The organism is Bradyrhizobium sp. S3.12.5, assembly GCF_040548225.1.
Taxonomy (GTDB): Bacteria; Pseudomonadota; Alphaproteobacteria; order Rhizobiales; family Xanthobacteraceae; genus Bradyrhizobium; species Bradyrhizobium cytisi.
Genome location: NZ_JBEPRF010000009.1, coordinates 1 through 17,022, shown reverse-complemented (window position 1 = coordinate 17,022; position 17,022 = coordinate 1). Strand labels below are relative to the sequence as shown.

12 protein-coding genes and 1 pseudogene are annotated in these 17,022 nt (G+C 57.4%); 8 read left to right on the top strand and 5 right to left on the bottom strand.

Annotated features, from left to right (window positions below):
- Positions 1-193: 193 nt before the first annotated feature.
- From ABIC09_RS14470 to ABIC09_RS14460, 3 genes are all read left to right on the top strand, one after another.
- Positions 194-1,741 carry a GumC domain-containing protein gene (locus ABIC09_RS14470; protein ID WP_354109686.1) on the top strand — a complete coding sequence of 516 codons (1,548 nt, stop codon included), beginning with the start codon at positions 194-196 and terminating at the stop codon, positions 1,739-1,741.
- Between the two features lie 75 nt (positions 1,742-1,816).
- Positions 1,817-2,737: a glycosyltransferase family 2 protein gene (locus ABIC09_RS14465; RefSeq protein WP_354085514.1), complete on the top strand. Its 921-nt coding sequence runs from the start codon at positions 1,817-1,819 to the stop codon at positions 2,735-2,737.
- A gap of 76 nt (positions 2,738-2,813) precedes the next feature.
- Positions 2,814-3,539 (top strand): FkbM family methyltransferase, encoded by a 726-nt coding sequence (locus tag ABIC09_RS14460; RefSeq protein ID WP_354109685.1) that lies wholly within the window; start codon positions 2,814-2,816, stop codon positions 3,537-3,539.
- A 46-nt stretch (positions 3,540-3,585) separates the two neighbouring features.
- On the opposite strand, the gene ABIC09_RS14455 is transcribed toward ABIC09_RS14460, so the two are convergent.
- The 3 genes from ABIC09_RS14455 to ABIC09_RS14445 all read right to left on the bottom strand — a co-directional run bounded on the left by ABIC09_RS14455 (position 3,586) and on the right by ABIC09_RS14445 (position 8,821).
- Positions 3,586-4,872, bottom strand: coding sequence for a lipopolysaccharide biosynthesis protein (locus tag ABIC09_RS14455; RefSeq protein ID WP_354109684.1), 1,287 nt, complete (start codon positions 4,870-4,872; stop codon positions 3,586-3,588).
- A 270-nt stretch (positions 4,873-5,142) separates the two neighbouring features.
- Positions 5,143-6,219 carry a glycosyltransferase family 2 protein gene (locus ABIC09_RS14450; RefSeq protein ID WP_354085511.1) on the bottom strand — a complete coding sequence of 359 codons (1,077 nt, stop codon included), beginning with the start codon at positions 6,217-6,219 and terminating at the stop codon, positions 5,143-5,145.
- A 394-nt stretch (positions 6,220-6,613) separates the two neighbouring features.
- A complete protein-coding gene (locus ABIC09_RS14445; RefSeq protein WP_354109683.1) occupies positions 6,614-8,821 on the bottom strand; it encodes an Ig-like domain-containing protein in 2,208 nt (735 codons plus the stop codon).
- An 819-nt stretch (positions 8,822-9,640) separates the two neighbouring features.
- Here ABIC09_RS14445 and ABIC09_RS14440 point away from each other — a divergent pair.
- Both ABIC09_RS14440 and ABIC09_RS14435 read left to right on the top strand, forming a co-directional pair.
- A pseudogene (locus tag ABIC09_RS14440) lies at positions 9,641-10,723 on the top strand (acyltransferase family protein); the annotation flags it as partial.
- A gap of 285 nt (positions 10,724-11,008) precedes the next feature.
- Positions 11,009-11,866: an aldo/keto reductase gene (locus tag ABIC09_RS14435; protein WP_354085556.1), complete on the top strand. Its 858-nt coding sequence runs from the start codon at positions 11,009-11,011 to the stop codon at positions 11,864-11,866.
- Between the two features lie 108 nt (positions 11,867-11,974).
- Here ABIC09_RS14435 and ABIC09_RS14430 read toward each other — a convergent pair whose 3' ends face one another.
- Positions 11,975-13,141, bottom strand: coding sequence for an acyltransferase family protein (locus ABIC09_RS14430; protein WP_354109682.1), 1,167 nt, complete (start codon positions 13,139-13,141; stop codon positions 11,975-11,977).
- Positions 13,142-13,485: 344 nt separating this feature from the next.
- Here ABIC09_RS14430 and rfbF point away from each other — a divergent pair, with 344 nt between their 5' ends.
- The 3 genes from rfbF (at position 13,486) to ABIC09_RS14415 (ending at position 16,501) form a co-directional block, all read left to right on the top strand.
- On the top strand, positions 13,486-14,331 hold the full coding sequence (gene rfbF, locus ABIC09_RS14425) for a glucose-1-phosphate cytidylyltransferase (RefSeq protein WP_354109681.1): 846 nt from the start codon (positions 13,486-13,488) through the stop codon (positions 14,329-14,331).
- 12 nt (positions 14,332-14,343) lie between these two features.
- Positions 14,344-15,435 (top strand): NAD-dependent epimerase/dehydratase family protein, encoded by a 1,092-nt coding sequence (locus tag ABIC09_RS14420; protein WP_354085507.1) that lies wholly within the window; start codon positions 14,344-14,346, stop codon positions 15,433-15,435.
- Positions 15,436-15,727: 292 nt separating this feature from the next.
- Positions 15,728-16,501: a LuxR C-terminal-related transcriptional regulator gene (locus ABIC09_RS14415; RefSeq protein ID WP_354109680.1), complete on the top strand. Its 774-nt coding sequence runs from the start codon at positions 15,728-15,730 to the stop codon at positions 16,499-16,501.
- A gap of 237 nt (positions 16,502-16,738) precedes the next feature.
- Here ABIC09_RS14415 and ABIC09_RS14410 read toward each other — a convergent pair.
- On the bottom strand, positions 16,739-17,022 hold a 284-nt coding region (locus ABIC09_RS14410), incomplete at its 5' end, for a hypothetical protein (protein ID WP_354109679.1).

The window sequence follows — 17,022 nt, the reverse complement described above, 5'->3', positions numbered from 1 at the left end:
CTCCACTTCCATTGGCGTATGGCTGCTGTGGTTCCCCTTCAAACGGACTGAACCTGCTCAGACCGCTCTCGTTGGCAATGCCGGAGGCTCTGTAGCAACATGTCGGTGATCGCCGAATACAAGTTGACGGCCGTCAATACCGATCAGTGCACTTCGGTGGACGCTGTGGCGGTCCGAAGAAGTGGAGTCGACGGTGAAACACGGGAGCACTACGATATTCGCCAGCGTATTCGGCCTGTTATGGCGGCGACAGTGGGTTATTTACCTGTGCCTGGTGCTGACGTCCGGCGTAGCCTTTCTTTATTACGCGACCGTTGGTGATCGGTACGAGGCGTACGTGCTGTTGCGCGCCGGGCAGGGTATCAAGGAGCGGTCCAGTAATGCGACCTCGCCGTTTGGCGAAGGCGTTGACCTTCAAAGCCGGATGGAGTCGCTGTCGCGCATCGCCAAGATCGATCTGGTCATTTTGGAAGCCGCCAAGAACGTTGGCTACGACAGGCTATCGTCGGATTCAAATCCGACTCTCTTGGCCAGGTTTATGGCATGGGGAAAGGAAATCGATCTTCGGGACGTGTTTGCCAGGGAGCCGACAGAACCGAAACCGGAGTCGAAGCCGGAGGCGGAGGAAGACATAGAGCGTAACCAGGGTGCAATTCTCAGTTTGCGCGATCGCATCAACGCCAAGCAGGAAGGCCGATCCGACCTGTTGAGAATAACGTTCCGTCACAAAGATCCGTCGATCGCCGCGAATTACCTGAACGAGCTCGCGAACGCTTTGGTAGAGGTGCAAAGTCAGGATGTTCAAATGCTGGGCGCGCAGGAGTTTTTCCAGCAGCAAACGAAACGCCTCGAGGAAGAGGCCGAGATAGCGGCTGACAATCTGAAAAAGTTTTCAGTGGAGGCCTCGATCTATGCCGTCGACGATCAGCGGCAACTCCTGCTCAAGCGCGCCAGTGATTTGGCCGGGCAGATCTCCAGTACGCGGGTCCTAATTGAGGATAAGAAAGGGCAGAAGCTTGCGATCGCAGATCAATTGGCAGTGCTGCGGCCGGTCGCGCAGAGTAAGACTGTCAGCCGAATGGTGACCACGCTTGGAGGGGATACTCGGAAGACATTGGACTCTTCCGCCAAGCCGCCGGACCAGTTCGAGGACCAGCCTCCCTTGCTTCTGATCAAAGTGTATCAGGAGAACATGGCGACTCTTATGAAGCTGAATGCCGAGCTCAACGGGCAGTCGGAGCTGATGAGTCAACTAAGCATCGAGCTGGAAAAGGTGAACAGGGAGCTGGCGTCGCTCTCTGCGAAGGAGGCCGAGTATGGAAGATTGAAGCGCGTTCTCACGACCGCGTCGTCTGCCGCGGGGCAGTATGCGGCCCGAATTCTTGAGGAGCAGATAAGCACCGAAGTCGCAAAAAAGAGCCAGCTGTCCAGCCTCAGGGTGGTACAGAAAGCGATAACCCCAACGGCGCCAGTGTTTCCTCACATCTCGCATCTCGTCGCCTTGGCGCTTGCCGGCGGTGTTCTGCTCGGCCTTGGAGGCATCTTCGGACCAGAACTCGCTAAGAGCACGATGCATGCCCAACCAAGTCAGGATGTCGTCGTTGGGGACGACGATCCGGTGAGAAATCTGCTGTTGGTTGCCCGACAAAAGGCGGAAGGAGCCAAGGACCATCATCCTGCCGGACGGCCCGATTTCAGGGAAGAAGCGAGTGCCGCCCCCGCCCGGTCGCCAAGGGGGTGAATGTGCGTTCGCCCCTCTGCAATTCCGCGAGCTGCGCCGGCGCTGTCTGGCCGGCCGAGTGAGTGTACCATCAGCATGAAGATATTCAGCATCTGTTGCGTTCGGGACGAGAACGACATTGTCGGCGAGACGCTGGAGGCGGCGCTACGCTGGAGCGACAGGATATTCGTCTTTGATAATGGCAGTGTCGATGGAACGTGGGAAACGGTGCAAGCCGTCGCGAGCCGGAACCCAAAGATCGAAATCGTTGGCCATGACGACCGCGTTTTCACCGACGAGCTTCGCGGAGAGATATTTGAGGAGCGTCGGGCTATAGCATCGCCAGGAGATTGGTGGTGCAGACTAGACTCCGACGAGTTCTTCATTGATGATCCGGCCCGTTTCCTCGCGCGCGTTCCCAGCAGCTATGGCTTCGTTCTGTCCGCCACGTTTAACTTCTACTTCACCGACGTGGATATTCAAGAATACGAACGAAGTCCTTCGGAATGGCTCAATCAGCCGGTGCAAGACCGGCTCAGGTTCTATCAGAACAACTGGAGTGAACCGCGTTTCGTTCGACACCGAAACGATCTCCGCTGGGGCGGGCTGATCTGGCCGCATAACCGTGGCCGGACGTTCCCGTTGCGGATGCGGCTGAAGCATTATCCGTACCGTTCTCCAGCGCAGATATCGAAGCGTCTGGAGATACGGCAAAGGCAACCGGCGCTATTCAAGCACGAAGCCAATCGAACGCTTGCGAAGGGCGCACAGGCTGATTGGACGGACAGTATGGCACCAATGCATGAGACTGCCTCCTGGCGCGATCGCCTGAGAAAGGCTGCTGAATGCGATGTGGACCAGGGAGACGAAAGTCTTGTCACACGCGACAACCTGATGCCTCCACTGCCATCGCCGACCGTGGATTTGGTCAAGGTTGGCCTACGACGGACGCTCGTTGGCCGGGCAATATTGTCACCAATCCTCAGGTGGCGTCGGAGCCAGCCAGGTTGGCGATGAGTGGCTCAATCTTCGTAACAGGTTCAGTGACGACGCGTTGTCGGCGGACTGGGCGAGAACTCAGGGGAGCATAGTTATGATTGCGAAGGACCGGCTGAAGTCGATCGTTAGGTCAGTAGGTTATGAGATTCGTCGTCAACATCCGGATTTGACGGAATTTCTCCACTCGAGGTCCGTCAATCTTGTTTTGGACGTCGGCGCCAACGAGGGCCAGTTTGCCCAAGAACTGCGGTCGCGAGGGTACTCTGGCAGGATTGTCTCTTTTGAGCCTGTCGCCGAAGTGTTCGAGCGGCTCGAGAAGAACAGTGCTGCCGACGAGAAGTGGAGTTGCCGAAATACGGCGCTTGGGGAGACCATTGGCACGATCGAAATCAATGTAAGCAAGAACACGGCTATGAGTTCTATTGTCAGGCAAACCGAGGTCGGTCGCAACAGCATCTATGAGACCGACGTAGTTCGGGTCGACAAAGTGCAGATCACGACGCTTGATTCCATATTCTCGGAGGTTTCCGAGGATCGGGTGTTCCTGAAGGTGGATACGCAAGGATTCGAGCAGAGCGTTTTAGGAGGTGGCAAGAACTCGCTTCATCGTGTTCTGGGCGTCCAGTTGGAATTGCCTCTTGTTCACCTCTACGAGGGGACTTGGCAGTTCGACGAAGCCCTCCGTTTCATGCGGGAGGCCGGTTTCTCGCTAAGTCAGATGCGGCCGATAACTTACTATTCTCAGGATCCAGCATCCTTGCTTGAAGTGGATTGCATATTCAGGCGGGCCCATTACGTCGACGGTGGCACATACCATTGACTTCCGGGGACATACGGCCTTCGGCTCAATGGCTTGCCTTGTCGGGCTAGGCTCCTGCCCGACCTGACTCGGCGTTCACGAACGAGGGACCGAACAGAAGCCAGTAGCGCCAAAGCGCTATGACGAGAGACGTGAACAAGATTGCTCCGCCTGCGCCATAGAGTCCGGCGATCGGCAGTAACACCAACTGCGCAATCACCGACACGCATCCCAATGCGACGTTTGTGATCGTTGTCATCCGATCGCGATGCGCAGTAAACAGACCTACGGCTCCGAAATCGGCCAGGTAACGGACCGCTAGCCCGGTAACGATCAGCCAGAACGCCGGCCATTGGGCAGCAAGCACAGGCTGACCGAGCTGCGGCAAGAGGATCTGGAAAGCAAATCCGACCACAATGCTGAGCGCGACCGTGGCAAACGCGGTCGTCTGCGTGAAACGCCAGACCAGCTGGCAGTGCGCGGATGGGCCGCCAGTCCGATAAGCGCTGATCAGGAGCGGGCGTTGTTTTTGCTGAAAAATGAATCCGAGGAAGGTGGTTGCAGAACTTCCTACCGTCCAGAAGAGGAAGTAGATGCCGGCGACCTTCAAGCCCAGGAACAACGTGATGAGGTAGCGGTCGACGAACTGGCTCGCAATAAACCCGAGATCGCTTAGCAGCATGAGGAACGACTTCCGGATCGCGTTCGTAATCACCGAGGGTCGTAACGGAAGAGAAAAGGATGCTCGCCATGGCCAGGACCAGCTCAGGAAAACAAACAGCCCTATAGAAACCACACCTCCCATCAGCCAAAATCCGAACAGATCCGGGAGTGAACTGAAGCTCGGATCCCAAATGGCGAGCGGAATATAAACGAGAATCCAGGCTGCGCCGCGAATGAAGCTGATGGCATTCGCTGAGAAGTGGTGCTGCAGGCTCGAAAGAAGATAGAAGATATCGTTACCGATATGCTCGAACATGATCACGGCAATGATCAGGACCCATAGAGCGGAAGTGCCGAAGACGAAAATCACCAGTGCAGCGATCGTCAAGAGAGCCAGGTACGCTGAGACCACAAAAGACCAATAGTGGCGCATGCTGTCAATCATATCACCGGTGGAGGCGGTCACTGCGTCGCGCATCAGCAGGTGGTTCATTCCAAGATTGACGACGATCGGAATCGTGCCCATGGCGGCAGTAGCAAGTCCGTACAGACCAAGTGATGATAGATCGAGATACCGGGCAATGAACAGAGCGAGAGCAAATTTGCTGGCCATGACGCTGGCACGCATGGCCATGACGATCAGATCAACGAGGAACCGGTTGAGTGGAGCGCGCATGGCCTGGGTGCTCATGGTACATATGATGAATCAGGCACGGTGAACCGCCAGCACGTCCTGAACGACCCCTGCCAGATTATCTCGGGATCGCGCCTGTCTGGCCGGTAGAGCGCCGGATTGGTGATGTGAACTGGTGATCATGCTCTCGCCTCTGCCAGGACGTTTGCATGTGCGGATTCTAGTGAATTTGAGCGTTATCAATAATCGTGGGAAGCCATTGCTGACCACGTGATTGTCGGGCAGGGCGCATCTTGACGAGTGGGGCGATACTTGGGGGCGGGGTCGTCAGGCTAGCTGTTCCGATGTGCTCCGCCTCAGTCGACGCAGCCCAGCAGCGAGCTGTTTTGGGCAAAAAGCGACAGCAACGAAGCGAAGAACGGCCTTCAGGCTGACACCGTACAGGTCGTGACGAAATTGCCAGGCGACGTTCAGCATCTCCGCGATACTGGCGCCGCTCTTTCGATAATCAGACAGCGTGATCAGTGCGCGGCGCGCGAAGCAGCGCTTGGCCTCAACTTGTATGGTCTTACGCAGCTGCGGGTCTTGGACATGAACTTCTGCGGTCTCTGCGATCAGACCGGCCACCTTGCGTCCGTCGTGGAGAAGCTGTTCGACGCCCAACCGAGCCGTCTCGGAGCCGTCGTGATAGGTGTAGGTTGCGCAGGGCTCGTTGATCAGGCCGGCCTTGCCGAGCAGCAGAAGCGGCGCCCACGCAGCGACGTCGGCGGTGTGCGGCAGGTCAAGCGGAATGCCGCCGCGCTCGCGCAGGAGCTCGGTCCGCATCATCACGCCGCACATATTTACTGTGATCTGGTCGGTCAGGAAGTCCGTCAGAATCATGGTTCCGTCCCGAATGCCCGTCTCGCAGCGGCGGCTGACGCGCGGAGGCCTTGTTTTTCCGATCGAAGCCGCATGAAGGTTACTCAGCGTAATCACGCTCGAAAGTTCCGGCTGCTGCCTGACGAGGGCCGCGCACCGCGCGAGCAGCCACGGCATGATTCTGTCATCGTCGGAAACGAAGACGACGTAGTCGCCGCGAGCATTGGCGAGACAGGCATTCCAATTCGGGAGCAGGCCGATATTCGTTTCCTGGTTGATGACCCGCAATCTTGGATCGCTAAAGCCGGCCAGGACTCTGCTGGTATCGTCCGGAGAGGCGTTGTTCGAAACCAGGACCTCGAAATGAGGGTAAGTCTGCAACAGAGCTGAGGCAATGCAGCCCCTCAAAAGCGCGGCACGATTATACGTAGGAATGGCGATCGTCACGAAGGGATTGGCCGGCCCGGCCACAGAGTTGCGGTTCGCGCCCGTTTGTGGGTAGTCCGAGGGTGCGCTCTTCGTGATGTTCGCCGAAGGCGTCATGGATCAGGATCGCTGAATGTCGCGCGGAAGCAATCCTCGCGGGTGCCAGCTACTCGACCGAATATCCGTCGGTTTCTGATCAGAAGTGGACCTGCTGGCGTGCACGACGTCTCCATTCCACGATTGATCACACAAGGCGGGTGTGAGTGGCGAGCTTCATTTTTCGTAGCACGCCCGGCATCAACTAATGCGAACTTGGCTAACCCGAGTTGACGATTATCAATTCTCCATCGTTGCTATCAAGCTGTGGTGGTCTACCTTGAGCGAGGTCATTCTGTACGGTTCACTCTTATCCTTATCTCGCGTGGAATCACCGGTCCACCAGGTCGATGCCGAAAAAAAGGGTGCCGCTGCGCGACACCCCAGAGGTTGCTCTCATCCAATCGCTAGCGAATTAGTGCTGCGCCGGCAAAGAAAGCGTTTGTGTGAGAGAGGCGTTGGCGTCAGCAGCCGAGATCGTGCTGGTCACCGAGCCGGTGCCAACTACGTCGGTCGCCGCATATTGGTTCATCAGCGCCACTGCATGATTTGCATCACTCAGTAGAGACGCCGAAGCTGCGCTTGTCGGCTTGGCGACCAACGAAACGTTGTCATAGAGAGCGCCGAGCCCGTCACTAGACTGGCCTGCCGCCTCGCGGAACGTCAGGCGATCCTTTCCGCCAGTGCCGACCACCGTGAAATCATAGTTTTTCCAGTTGCTGCCGGGGGGAACCACGTCAACGACCGAACCATTCCATAATACCTCGACCGAGCAGGTCGAGCTTGTGAACCCAGGTCGCGAGCGCGCGTCGAAGGAGAGTGTGTACTCTTGCCCGACGACGGTCTTCACGTCCTGGTAGAAGCCATCGCGGGCTCCCGCGTAGTCCAACTCGCCGTAATTGACTCCGTCGGTAGCCTTCACGCCGTTGAGATTATTCCAAAGCTCGATGGCGCCCCCACTGATCGCGTGCCAACCCGGAATGGAGTCGAAGGCTCCCCACCGGCCGTCCTGCAAGGGCGCCAGCGACGACGACTCGAAGGATCCGTTCACCAGGAGATTGGTGCCTGCCGCTGGCGGTGATGTGACTGGTGGAGATGAGGCGGCGGTTAGTTCGATGTTGTCGTAAAGCGCGCCTAGTCCATCGCCACCTTGACTGGCTACCTCACGGAACGTGAGGCGATCCTTGCCACCGGTCCCTACCACCGTGAAGTCGAAGGTTTGCCATGCCGTGCCGGGAGGGACGGTAGAGATGACTGAGGCGTTCCACAATACCTCGATCGAGCAGGTCGAGCCGGTAAAGCCGGGCCGTGAGCGTGCGTCGAAGGACAAGACGTAGACTTGGCCGGCAACAGTCTTGACGTCCTGGCAGAAGCCGTCTCGCGCGCCTGCATAGTCGAGTTCGCCGAAATTCCCACCATCGGTGGCTTTGACTCCACCAAGATTGTTCCAGAGTTCGATCATGCCGCCGCTGATCGCGGTCCAGCCGGAAACGGACTGGTAGGCGCCCCAGCGGCCGCCGGCATAGGCCGCCAAGGAAGTTGCCTCGAACGATCCGTTGACCAACAGGTTCGCGCCGGTTGCCGGCGGCGAGGTGGCGGGAGGTGTTGCATTCACGATCACACTCAGGGCCGCGGATTTCGAACTGACGTTGCCTGCAGCGTCTGTGGCGCTCGCGGTGAAGGTATGGGTGCCCGCCAACAACTGGGCTGTGCTCAGGCTCCAGGCGCCGTTTGCATTGGCTTTCGCCGTGCCAACCACGGTCGTTCCCTCAAGTACCTTCACAGTGCTGCCAGCTTCGGCGGTACCGCTCAACGTCAATTGCTTGGCGTCGGTTTTCTTGTCTCCAACGGTGCCCGTATCCGGCGTGAACGCGGTGATCTTGGGCGCTGCCGGCGCGAGCGTGTCCGGCGGCACGACGGGAGGCGTTTGTGAAGATCCGAGCAGCGGCGGAGGCAGGTTTGCCTGGAATGCCGCGGTGCTCATGGAATAGTAGCCAACCGTCTTCCACTGGGTCGAGAGCTCGACCCAGTTGCTGCCGCCAACACCTGGATTGTTGCTGTGGTCGGCAAGAAAAGGCGCCGTTGCGTTACGCCACCAGTCGACGCCTACCATGCCCACGAGTTTCGCGTTCGCATCGGTCGTGCGCATATCCATTTGGACGTAGACGCCGTCGACCGTTCCAGCCGCGTATGATCCTCGGGCTCCATACCAGAAATGGTCATTGTACCCGGCCACGGGGGCATCAAAGCTCGCGGCCCCACTTGGCAGGCGCGTCACCTGCATCGGATAGGCTGAATTTCCCGCGAAGTCGGCGACAAAATGCCCCCCTCCCAGACCGAGCTTTGACTGGTCCTGAACCAGCACCCATTGGCCCGTTTCCTTGATGTGCGCGTAGGTCTTCGCATTGGAGACCTCGACATCTGCGTTTGGGGAGGCGGGGGCTCCTTCCTCAGTATAAACTTGCCCCCAACCTTCAACGGCGCTGAAGCCTGGAGGCGGTGTCATCTGACCACCAGGATTCCAGCCTTTGTACCAGCTGTAGCTGTGCGGCACGCCGGCAGGAAATGCTTCGCTCTGCCCGAGCGTATTCTGTTTGATCAGCGCGGATAACGAAATTGCCATTTCACTTTCCTGGTTGTTCGGGGATGCGCCGATCCCGCGCGAGCAGCAATCGGCGCGGTCCGGGCAAAGCATTGCCTGCGGCCTTGAAGCCTGACCGACTTCACGCCGCTTTCGCTACTGAACGCTGTTTGGGACGCGAAAGTTACAAGAACGGGCCACCCACCACACGGCCGATCGTTCACGCGCCATTGAGATCGGACTTCGCCGAATCACATTGAACTGTTCCCTAAAAAATGAACCACGCCACAGCAAATTTCAATTGACTTGTCGTAGCGGACTCATTTGCCGTCCCCGCAGAACTACGTGCATTGTGTGTGGCGAACGCCAGATTGGGCGCCTGACTCAATGCACGCTGCTTGCGCTTGCAAGTCGACCGTCGCAACAGAATTTGTCGTCAATGTGATTGAGCTATTTCCGAATAGGGTGATAGTGCGGCATTCGCCGATCAAACAGGCACGATGACGGTTGTTGCCTTCTTGAACAGCAGCAGCGCCTGCAGCTGATTGCGCTATAGCAAGGAAACTATAGGCCGTTTTGCCGTTGCTCGCTTTTGCGGCAAACGTGCCTACGGCAGTCTTGCGTCGAATTGTCTCGCGTCGGCCCCGAGAGACACTCCCGGTTTCTCAGGCCGCAGATGTTGGGCGTCGCGCTTTTTTCGATGCGGCAGCCCGGGCAGCGCTCCGCGGTGCCGAACGTCAAGGCCTGCGCCTGTCGCCAATTGAGCCAGGCATTATTGAGATGCGTCAATTCGACCAGGAAGACCGCGGCTAAAAACCCGGAAGGCTGGCATCTTTTCCCTGGTTCACGGGGGGGCTTGAGATGGGAAGGCATGACGTGATCGTTTTTCGCGCAGAGACCGGGGTGTCTCCTGCTTTGTCGGATTGGCTCGATCTCGCGCGCGGGCTTGCTGCCGTTGAGGTTCTGGCATTCCATTCCTACCAGTTGATGTTCATGGAGAAGCTGCCGGGCGAGAATTATGATCCGGCGATCAGACTGGTCTATTCTGTCCTCTGGACCTTGAGCGCTCACGGCCCTGCTGCGGTTCTCGTGTTCTTTGTCTTGAGCGGTTACTTGGTGGGTGGGCCTGCGCTGGTCAGAAATATGCGCGGACGACTGCATGCGGTCGATTATTTCTCTGCGCGTGTGTCGCGGCTCTACGTTGTACTTCTGCCTGCGCTGACGGTCTCCTTCTCCGCTTATGTTTCAGCACGGCAATCTGGGGCGTGGCAGGCCTATGTTTCCTCGCATCTGGACGTCTACAACAGTGCGGCAATCTTCCAGGCGCCGATCGGCGCCGCGACCGCAATCTGCAACGGGCTGTTTCTCCAGACGATAGCGTGCTCGGAATTCGCTGGAAATGCTGCCCTGTGGAGCCTGTCGAATGAATTTTGGTATTATGTACTGTTTTTTGCGATAATTTCAGCCCGCAAGATTCCGGCCTACATTCTGCTCATTATCGCCGTCCTCGCATTGTTCGTAGTGGCGGAGCATTTCGACAGCCGCGGTACGCATGCTGGACTGAAGTTGTTGTTCTTTTTTGCAATTTGGTCTCTTGGTGTCATCGCCTATGCCGTCGTGGTACCGATATGGGTTTGGTGCTGCAGCTTTGTCGTCAGTACGGTTGGTTTATATGTTCTCGCGTCGAAAGGCCTTGTCCCTCAATGGGCGGCGTTCAGCCTCGCTGTGGGGCTGGGTACTACCGCATTCATTGTGGGCATTGACTATCTGAAGGTATCACTGCCTTCATCGCTTCGCATCGGCGGAGAGCTCGCAAAAATCAGCTTTTCACTGTATGCAATTCACTATCCGATCCTGTTGCTTTTGAACGTCACAGTCGCAAGCGGCCGTCAGGATTTTACGTTCGCATCAGTCGGACTTGACGCGAGCTTCATCGTGGCCTGCGTGCTTGCCGCCTGCGTCTTCTATTTCATGTTCGAAAGCCGTACGCCGACGGTCCGTGATTGGCTGAAGGGTATCATGCTGAGAACTGTGGCTGGCAGCCACAGTGCGATCGGTCCAGCTGCGATAATCGACACTGCCAGTGCGCACTACGCGCTCGCAGCGGATCGTACGATGACCATCCCAAGTGCGAAGGCAGAGCGGCCCTTGCAATCGTTCGGATCGAGCCCCTCGCCACTGCCAGCGGACCTTCAAGGACGACCCGCCTCGGCCACAGCCAGCGTTCCGATGGTGTTGCTCAATGACGGCCATGCGCTACCCCGGCTTGGATTTGGTGTCTGGCAGATCGCCAGTGCAAGCGCACCCAAAGTCGTCGCCACCGCGATCGATGCGGGCTATCGCTTGATTGACACTGCTGCCAGCTATGGAAACGAGGCCGGAGTTGGCGCGGCCTTGAAGCGAGTGAATCTCCCGAGAAGCGAGCTGTACGTTGCGACGAAAGTTCGCAACGAAGATCACGGATATGATCGAACGATGCGCGCTTTTGACGCCAGCGCAGCAAGGTTGCAACTAGACGTGATCGATCTCTACTTGATCCACTGGCCATGTCCGCAACGTGCGGCCTACGTCGAAACCTGGCGCGCGCTCGTTGAGCTCCAGAAGCAGGGACGCGTCAGGTCGATCGGGGTGTCCAATTTTTTGGCTGATCATTTGCAGCGGATCGTCGGCGAGACGGGCGTCATACCGGCTCTGAATCAGATCGAATTGCATCCTGCGTTCCAGCAGCAATCGTTGCGGAATATCCACGAGCGCTACGGGATCGAGACCCAGGCCTGGAGCCCGCTCGGGCAGGGGAGGGCTCTCGACGATCCGAGGATCCAGGCCATCGCCGAGCGTTGCGGCTGTACGACCTCACAAATCGTCCTCCGCTGGCACCTTGAGAATGGTTTTATCGCCATACCGAAATCGGCAAGAGCGGCGGGCATGGCCGAGAATATTGATCTATTCCACTTCGAGTTGACCAGCAACGACCACGCAGTCATTGCCGGTCTGGACCGGACTGACGGGCGGATCGGTCCCGATCCGGCGGTCTATGGACAAATGCGATTTCTGCATCGGCTGACTCGCCGCTTCTTGCCCGCCTGACTGGCGCTGCGCCGGCAAGAAGCTCATTCGTCCGCGCATAGTTCGGCCGAGACGAGGGATCGACAAGCGCGTCCCTCTAGTTTCGCCAACCTGCGCGGATACACCCCGTCAGTTCGTGGGCGCTGTTCGCTTCGGAGCCGTCGTGCGCGCTTCCGCCGGGCGACGAACGAGCCAGCCCCAAGCGAACACAACAAGACTTCGTGTGCGGTCCACAAATGTCGAGACTAACGCCAAGACTTGCTTTTTCCTGGCCATCACCTTGGATTCAAGCAGATGCCACGAGGTCACCGCGAACACAAACGTCAAGGCGAGGCTGAGCCAAAAATTGATGTACCATATGCGGTGGTCCGGCATCAGCTGAGCCACGCTCTGCTGCACGGGAAATCCATAGAGATAGACGCCGTACGAATAGTCGGCGATTTTTGTGATCGGTCCGGTGCTGAAATTGAGCAGCCCGAGATACACCGTGACGTAAGCGATGAAGAAAGCAGCGAGAGTCTCACCAGCGCGGGTTGATGCGAGCACGCAAACGACGAAGCCGACTGCGCTGACCAGAAAAAGCCAATGGGAACTCGCGATCCGGATTCGGTTCAGAAAGAGCGCCACCCCGCACAGAAAAGCTAACACCAGCATTCGTCCTGGGGGCGCAGCCGGCGAACCCGGCTTGCCGCTGAGCACGTCGCGCAGCGTCAACGCAGCAATGACGAACAATACGGCGAGGAGGAATAACCGATGGCGCTTGGTTAGGCCGATCAATGCCGCGGCGCTGATCGCTAGGTAGCATTCGAGCTCGTGTGGAACAGTCCAGAGCTGACTATTCACCACGTTTGGCACGGGCAGTTCGGAGAAGACGCCGGGCAGGTGGAAGTGGATATAGCCCATCATATTAAGGAAATAGCGGAAGAAGTCCGGGTCCGTGAAGTATTGCGCCAGCGCTAGATCTGTAAATATTGGGCCGATCAGTATTGCCGAGATCAGGACTTCCGCGGTCAAGGCGGGAAAGATTCTGATCACTCGGAGTGTGACGAATGACGGGAGATCGTTGCGCTCGAGGCTTCCGGCGACGAGGAACCCGCTCAGCGCAAAGAAAGCTGGAATGACGAACCACACCAGTGGTTTTAGGGGGCCGCCGTAAAACCACTGCTCGGCGGCCGGACCATAGGAGACAGCAACGGAATGCCAGAGGATGACTGCGATGGCCAATGTGATGCGCAGGAAATCAAAACCCGCGGGTCTTCCCTTCGCCGCTTCCCACTTGTCGTTGATTAATGTCATCGCTCGGTTCCGCCGAGAGCAACGCGTGGTCGCTCTGAGTTTTGATTATTCTCGGTTTTGATCTGCAAGTTGACGAGCGTCAAATCGGTTGCGCGAACACGCCGTGCGAGCGCGGATATACAGGGACGGCGTCGAATCGGGAGTGCTGGCGAAAATGCAATCGGACGCTTCATCGACAAGGCGACTGGCGTGTTGCTCGATTTGACTCGGGTCAATGGTGTTCAGTCGAGTTGACGGTTATCAACTCGGTCTTGCGGCGGTGACCTACTCTCCAATCTCATCGTCCGATCCAATAATTGCGCGTGTGAATGCGTCGGGCGGCGACTCAAATAGAGGAGATCCCGATGAAGGTTGTCATTCTCGCCGGCGGTTATGGCACGAGATTGAGCGAACATACCTCAGTGGTTCCGAAGCCGTTGGTTGAAATCGGTGGCCGCCCGATCCTTTGGCACATCATGAAGCTCTATTCCCATCACGGCATGAACGAGTTCGTTATCTGCTGTGGCTACAAGGGTGCGGTGATCAAAGACTATTTCATGAGCTACCTGTCCCATCAGGGAGATTTTACACTCGATCTTCAACGCAACCGCATTGAGATGCATCGAAGTGGTTGCGAACCCTGGAAGGTAACCCTGGTCGACACCGGCGAGAAGACGATGACCGGTGGGCGGCTCAAGCGCGTACGCGAGCATCTGGGGGATTCGACTTTTTGTATGACGTATGGCGACGGCGTCAGCGACGTTAATATACGCGAACTGATCAAATTTCATCATCAGCAGGGCGCGCTCGCGACGGTGACAGCGGTGCAATTGCCCGGTCGCTTCGGTGCAATCAATCTCTCCTCGGATCGCCCACGCGCGGCGCAGTTCCGCGAAAAGAACACGGGCGACGGCCAGATCATCAATGGAGGCTTTTTCGTTGTCGAGCGGCAGGCTCTCGATCTCATCGACGGTGACAGCACGAGCTGGGAGAACGAGCCGCTCGCGCGGCTGACTGAGCAGGACCAACTCGCCGTCTACAGGCATCGCGGTTACTGGCAGAACATGGACACCTTGCGCGATAAGACGGTGCTGCAGGATCTCTGGGATAGGGGGCAGCCGCCCTGGTGCGTATGGGATAGGGATGGTGTTGTGCAAGGCGCAGGCGTCAAGGTGTCTCAGCCGGTCATCGCCGATCAAGTTACTCTTTGAGGAGTTGATCACATGCGCGTTCTCTTCACTGGAGCTGACGGATATATCGGTGCGGTGCTCGGTCCGAAGCTGCTTGAACATGGTCATGATGCGACCGGCATTGACACGGGTTTGTATCGCCGCGGCTGGCTATTCGACGACGGCAGGACACGCCCGATGGTAATGTCGCGTGATACGCGGCAATTGTCGCTGTCCGACCTGGCGGGTTTCGATGCTGTGGTTCACCTCGCGGAGCTGTCAAATGATCCGCTTGGGGAGAATGATCCCGGCGTGACAATGGAGATCAACCATCGTGGGTCGGTGGAGTTTGCGCGTAAATGCAGGGAAGTGGGCATTGGACGATTTGTTTATGCGTCCTCGTGCAGCATCTACGGCGCGGCCGGTGCCGAACTGAAATCTGAAACATCGACCTGCGATCCTCAAACAGCCTACGCGCGATGCAAGGTGCTAGTCGAACATGATCTGGTCGAGTTGACGGATAGCCTATTCACACCGGTGTTTTTGCGCAACGCAACGGCGTTCGGGGCGTCTCCGCGGCAGCGTTTTGACTTGGTCCTGAATAATCTTTCCGGCTGGGCGTTTACGGAGAAAAAGATTCGGGTCTTGAGCGACGGTACCCCCTGCCGTCCGCTGGTTCACGTCGAGGACATCTGCCAAGCGATCTTGTGTGCCCTCAAGGCGCCACGCGAGGCTGTTTGCGCCGAGGCATTCAACGTCGGCGATGAAACTCAGAACTATACAGTGCGCGGGATTGCGGAAATTGTGAACGATACGTTCCCCGATTGTGAGCTGTCATTCGGCCCGAGCGGCCCGGACAACCGTAGCTATCGCGTGTCTTTTGCGAAGATCAAGGCTCACATGCCGGGCTTCCGCTGTGAATGGAATGCGCAGCGCGGCGCAGGGCAATTGAGAAGCGTGTTCGAACGTATTCGGCTGGATGAGGCCACCTTCAATGCCGCTCCCTTTACTCGGCTTTCCGAGCTTCGCCACTTGCAGCATACGGAGCAGCTGGATTCGCATTTGCGCTGGACGCCAATTCGCGAGTTCGTTCCGGTGACGGCGAACGCGCGATCGTTGACGGCAGCCGGACAAGTGGTCGCATAGCGGCCGACCTACCGGCGAGGCATTCAAGGCGCTCACGCGCCGTGCGGGAACATCTAGGAACCTGCACGTCGTCCTCACGTCGCCCTGTTGACTTTTATTTAAGTCAGCTTACAATTTTTGCATTGCGGTAAATTCAATTGGTTGTCCGCATGGCCGTTTCGTACAACGGTCACATAGGAGGATGTAGATTGGGACTTTGTTGGGGCTATCTCTGCTAGTTTTTTTGTCAGCCCAACTGCCAGGATGTGAGAATCCCGGGTAAGAGTACGGGATTGCTCGAGGATTGAGCAGAGTGTCTGTTATTTTAATAGTCGATGACCATAGCGTTTACCGTAACGGTCTCCGGGACGTGATTGAATGTCGTTTCAGGAAATCTCGCGTAGTAGATGTCTCATGCTTGGAACATTTTGATCTAGAGACAAGTGTCGATTTGATTTTGATCGACCTCGGCTGCGTCACTCAGGGGGCGCTTGGTGTCCTTTGCGAGTTGTTCGACATAAGGCCTGCAACTCGGGTTGCGGTAATGTCGACTTCGAACACCCGTGCGGATGTCTTTAAGTGTCTTTCTGCTGGTTTCCACGGGTTCGTGCCCAAGCTGCAGTCGGATGAGGAATTGCTGTCCGCTATCGGAGATTTGTTGTCAGGACGCATCTATGTACCTCGGTGGTTGGCTGGGGATGACGTTGCTCAGCCGGAACCTGCTCCGATCATCAACTTTGACCTTGACGCCCTCCGATTGACGCGCCGGCAGAACGAAATTCTCCCGCTGCTGGCCCAAGGAATGTCGAACAAGGAGATCGCTCGGGAACTTAGCATTGCGGAAGGGACAAGCAAAATTCATACGGCCGCGCTTCTTCGCGCGCTTGGTGCTCGCAATCGTACTGAGGCGGCGTTTATCGCCGCAAAGTTGGTTGGACCAAAGGACCGGTCGACGGCTAGAGTGAAGAGTAAAAGGTTCGCGATCGACAGAGGCAACCACGCCGGTTCGAGGCCAGATCCGATGCTCGATAACAACTGGCGGGCGCAGCGGTGGGAACCACGCTTTTTTCGACGATTGGCTGAATGATTGCCATCTCTCCAGGTGCGGCATGTCGTTTCCTGGAATCACTTCAGCACAAACCCGGGCAAAGTTAACCTTTGAAGCGAGATTTCGGAAGCGTGCGCTCTGGGCTCGCTGATCTCATCGGTGCTGACTGTTTAAAGTCTTTCCGATTTTGTCTGAATCGAGGATTCCCAAATCATCTGGGCCCTGTTTCAAGCCTCCTCCTTGAGGTGGAGGTCAGCAGGGATGGCGCGAGCAGACTCACTGGATCTGCGTGAGCATGTTGTCGGGGGGCTTGCGAGTGACGAAACGTACCAAGCCGTGGTGGAGCTGCACGACTTCAGCGTTGCGAGTGTCGTGAGATGGTCGCAGTGGTCGCGCGCGATAGGCTAGCGCGCGGCCAAGCCGATGGGCGGCAGGCGACTTTATCTGCTTGAGGAGAGCGGCTACGTAAGCATCCGGCGAAGACCGCGCGCGGGTCATTTTCGGCTCAGGCGGCTTGATCAACGTTCCGGATGGCAGAGCGCCAATTCCATGGCAGCAGT

Bases quoted from the DNA above. Each gene is read 5' to 3' on its own strand.
- ABIC09_RS14465 (WP_354085514.1), top strand. From the start codon at position 1,817: ATGAAGATATTCAGCATCTGTTGCGTTCGGGACGAGAACGACATTGTC.
- ABIC09_RS14445 (WP_354109683.1), bottom strand. From the start codon at position 8,821: ATGGCAATTTCGTTATCCGCGCTGATCAAACAGAATACGCTCGGGCAG.
- ABIC09_RS14460 (WP_354109685.1), top strand. From the start codon at position 2,814: ATGATTGCGAAGGACCGGCTGAAGTCGATCGTTAGGTCAGTAGGTTAT.
- ABIC09_RS14420 (WP_354085507.1), top strand. From the start codon at position 14,344: ATGCGCGTTCTCTTCACTGGAGCTGACGGATATATCGGTGCGGTGCTC.
- ABIC09_RS14450 (WP_354085511.1), bottom strand. From the start codon at position 6,219: ATGACGCCTTCGGCGAACATCACGAAGAGCGCACCCTCGGACTACCCA.
- ABIC09_RS14455 (WP_354109684.1), bottom strand. From the start codon at position 4,872: ATGAGCACCCAGGCCATGCGCGCTCCACTCAACCGGTTCCTCGTTGAT.
- ABIC09_RS14435 (WP_354085556.1), top strand. From the start codon at position 11,009: ATGGTGTTGCTCAATGACGGCCATGCGCTACCCCGGCTTGGATTTGGT.
- ABIC09_RS14430 (WP_354109682.1), bottom strand. From the start codon at position 13,141: ATGACATTAATCAACGACAAGTGGGAAGCGGCGAAGGGAAGACCCGCG.
- rfbF (WP_354109681.1), top strand. From the start codon at position 13,486: ATGAAGGTTGTCATTCTCGCCGGCGGTTATGGCACGAGATTGAGCGAA.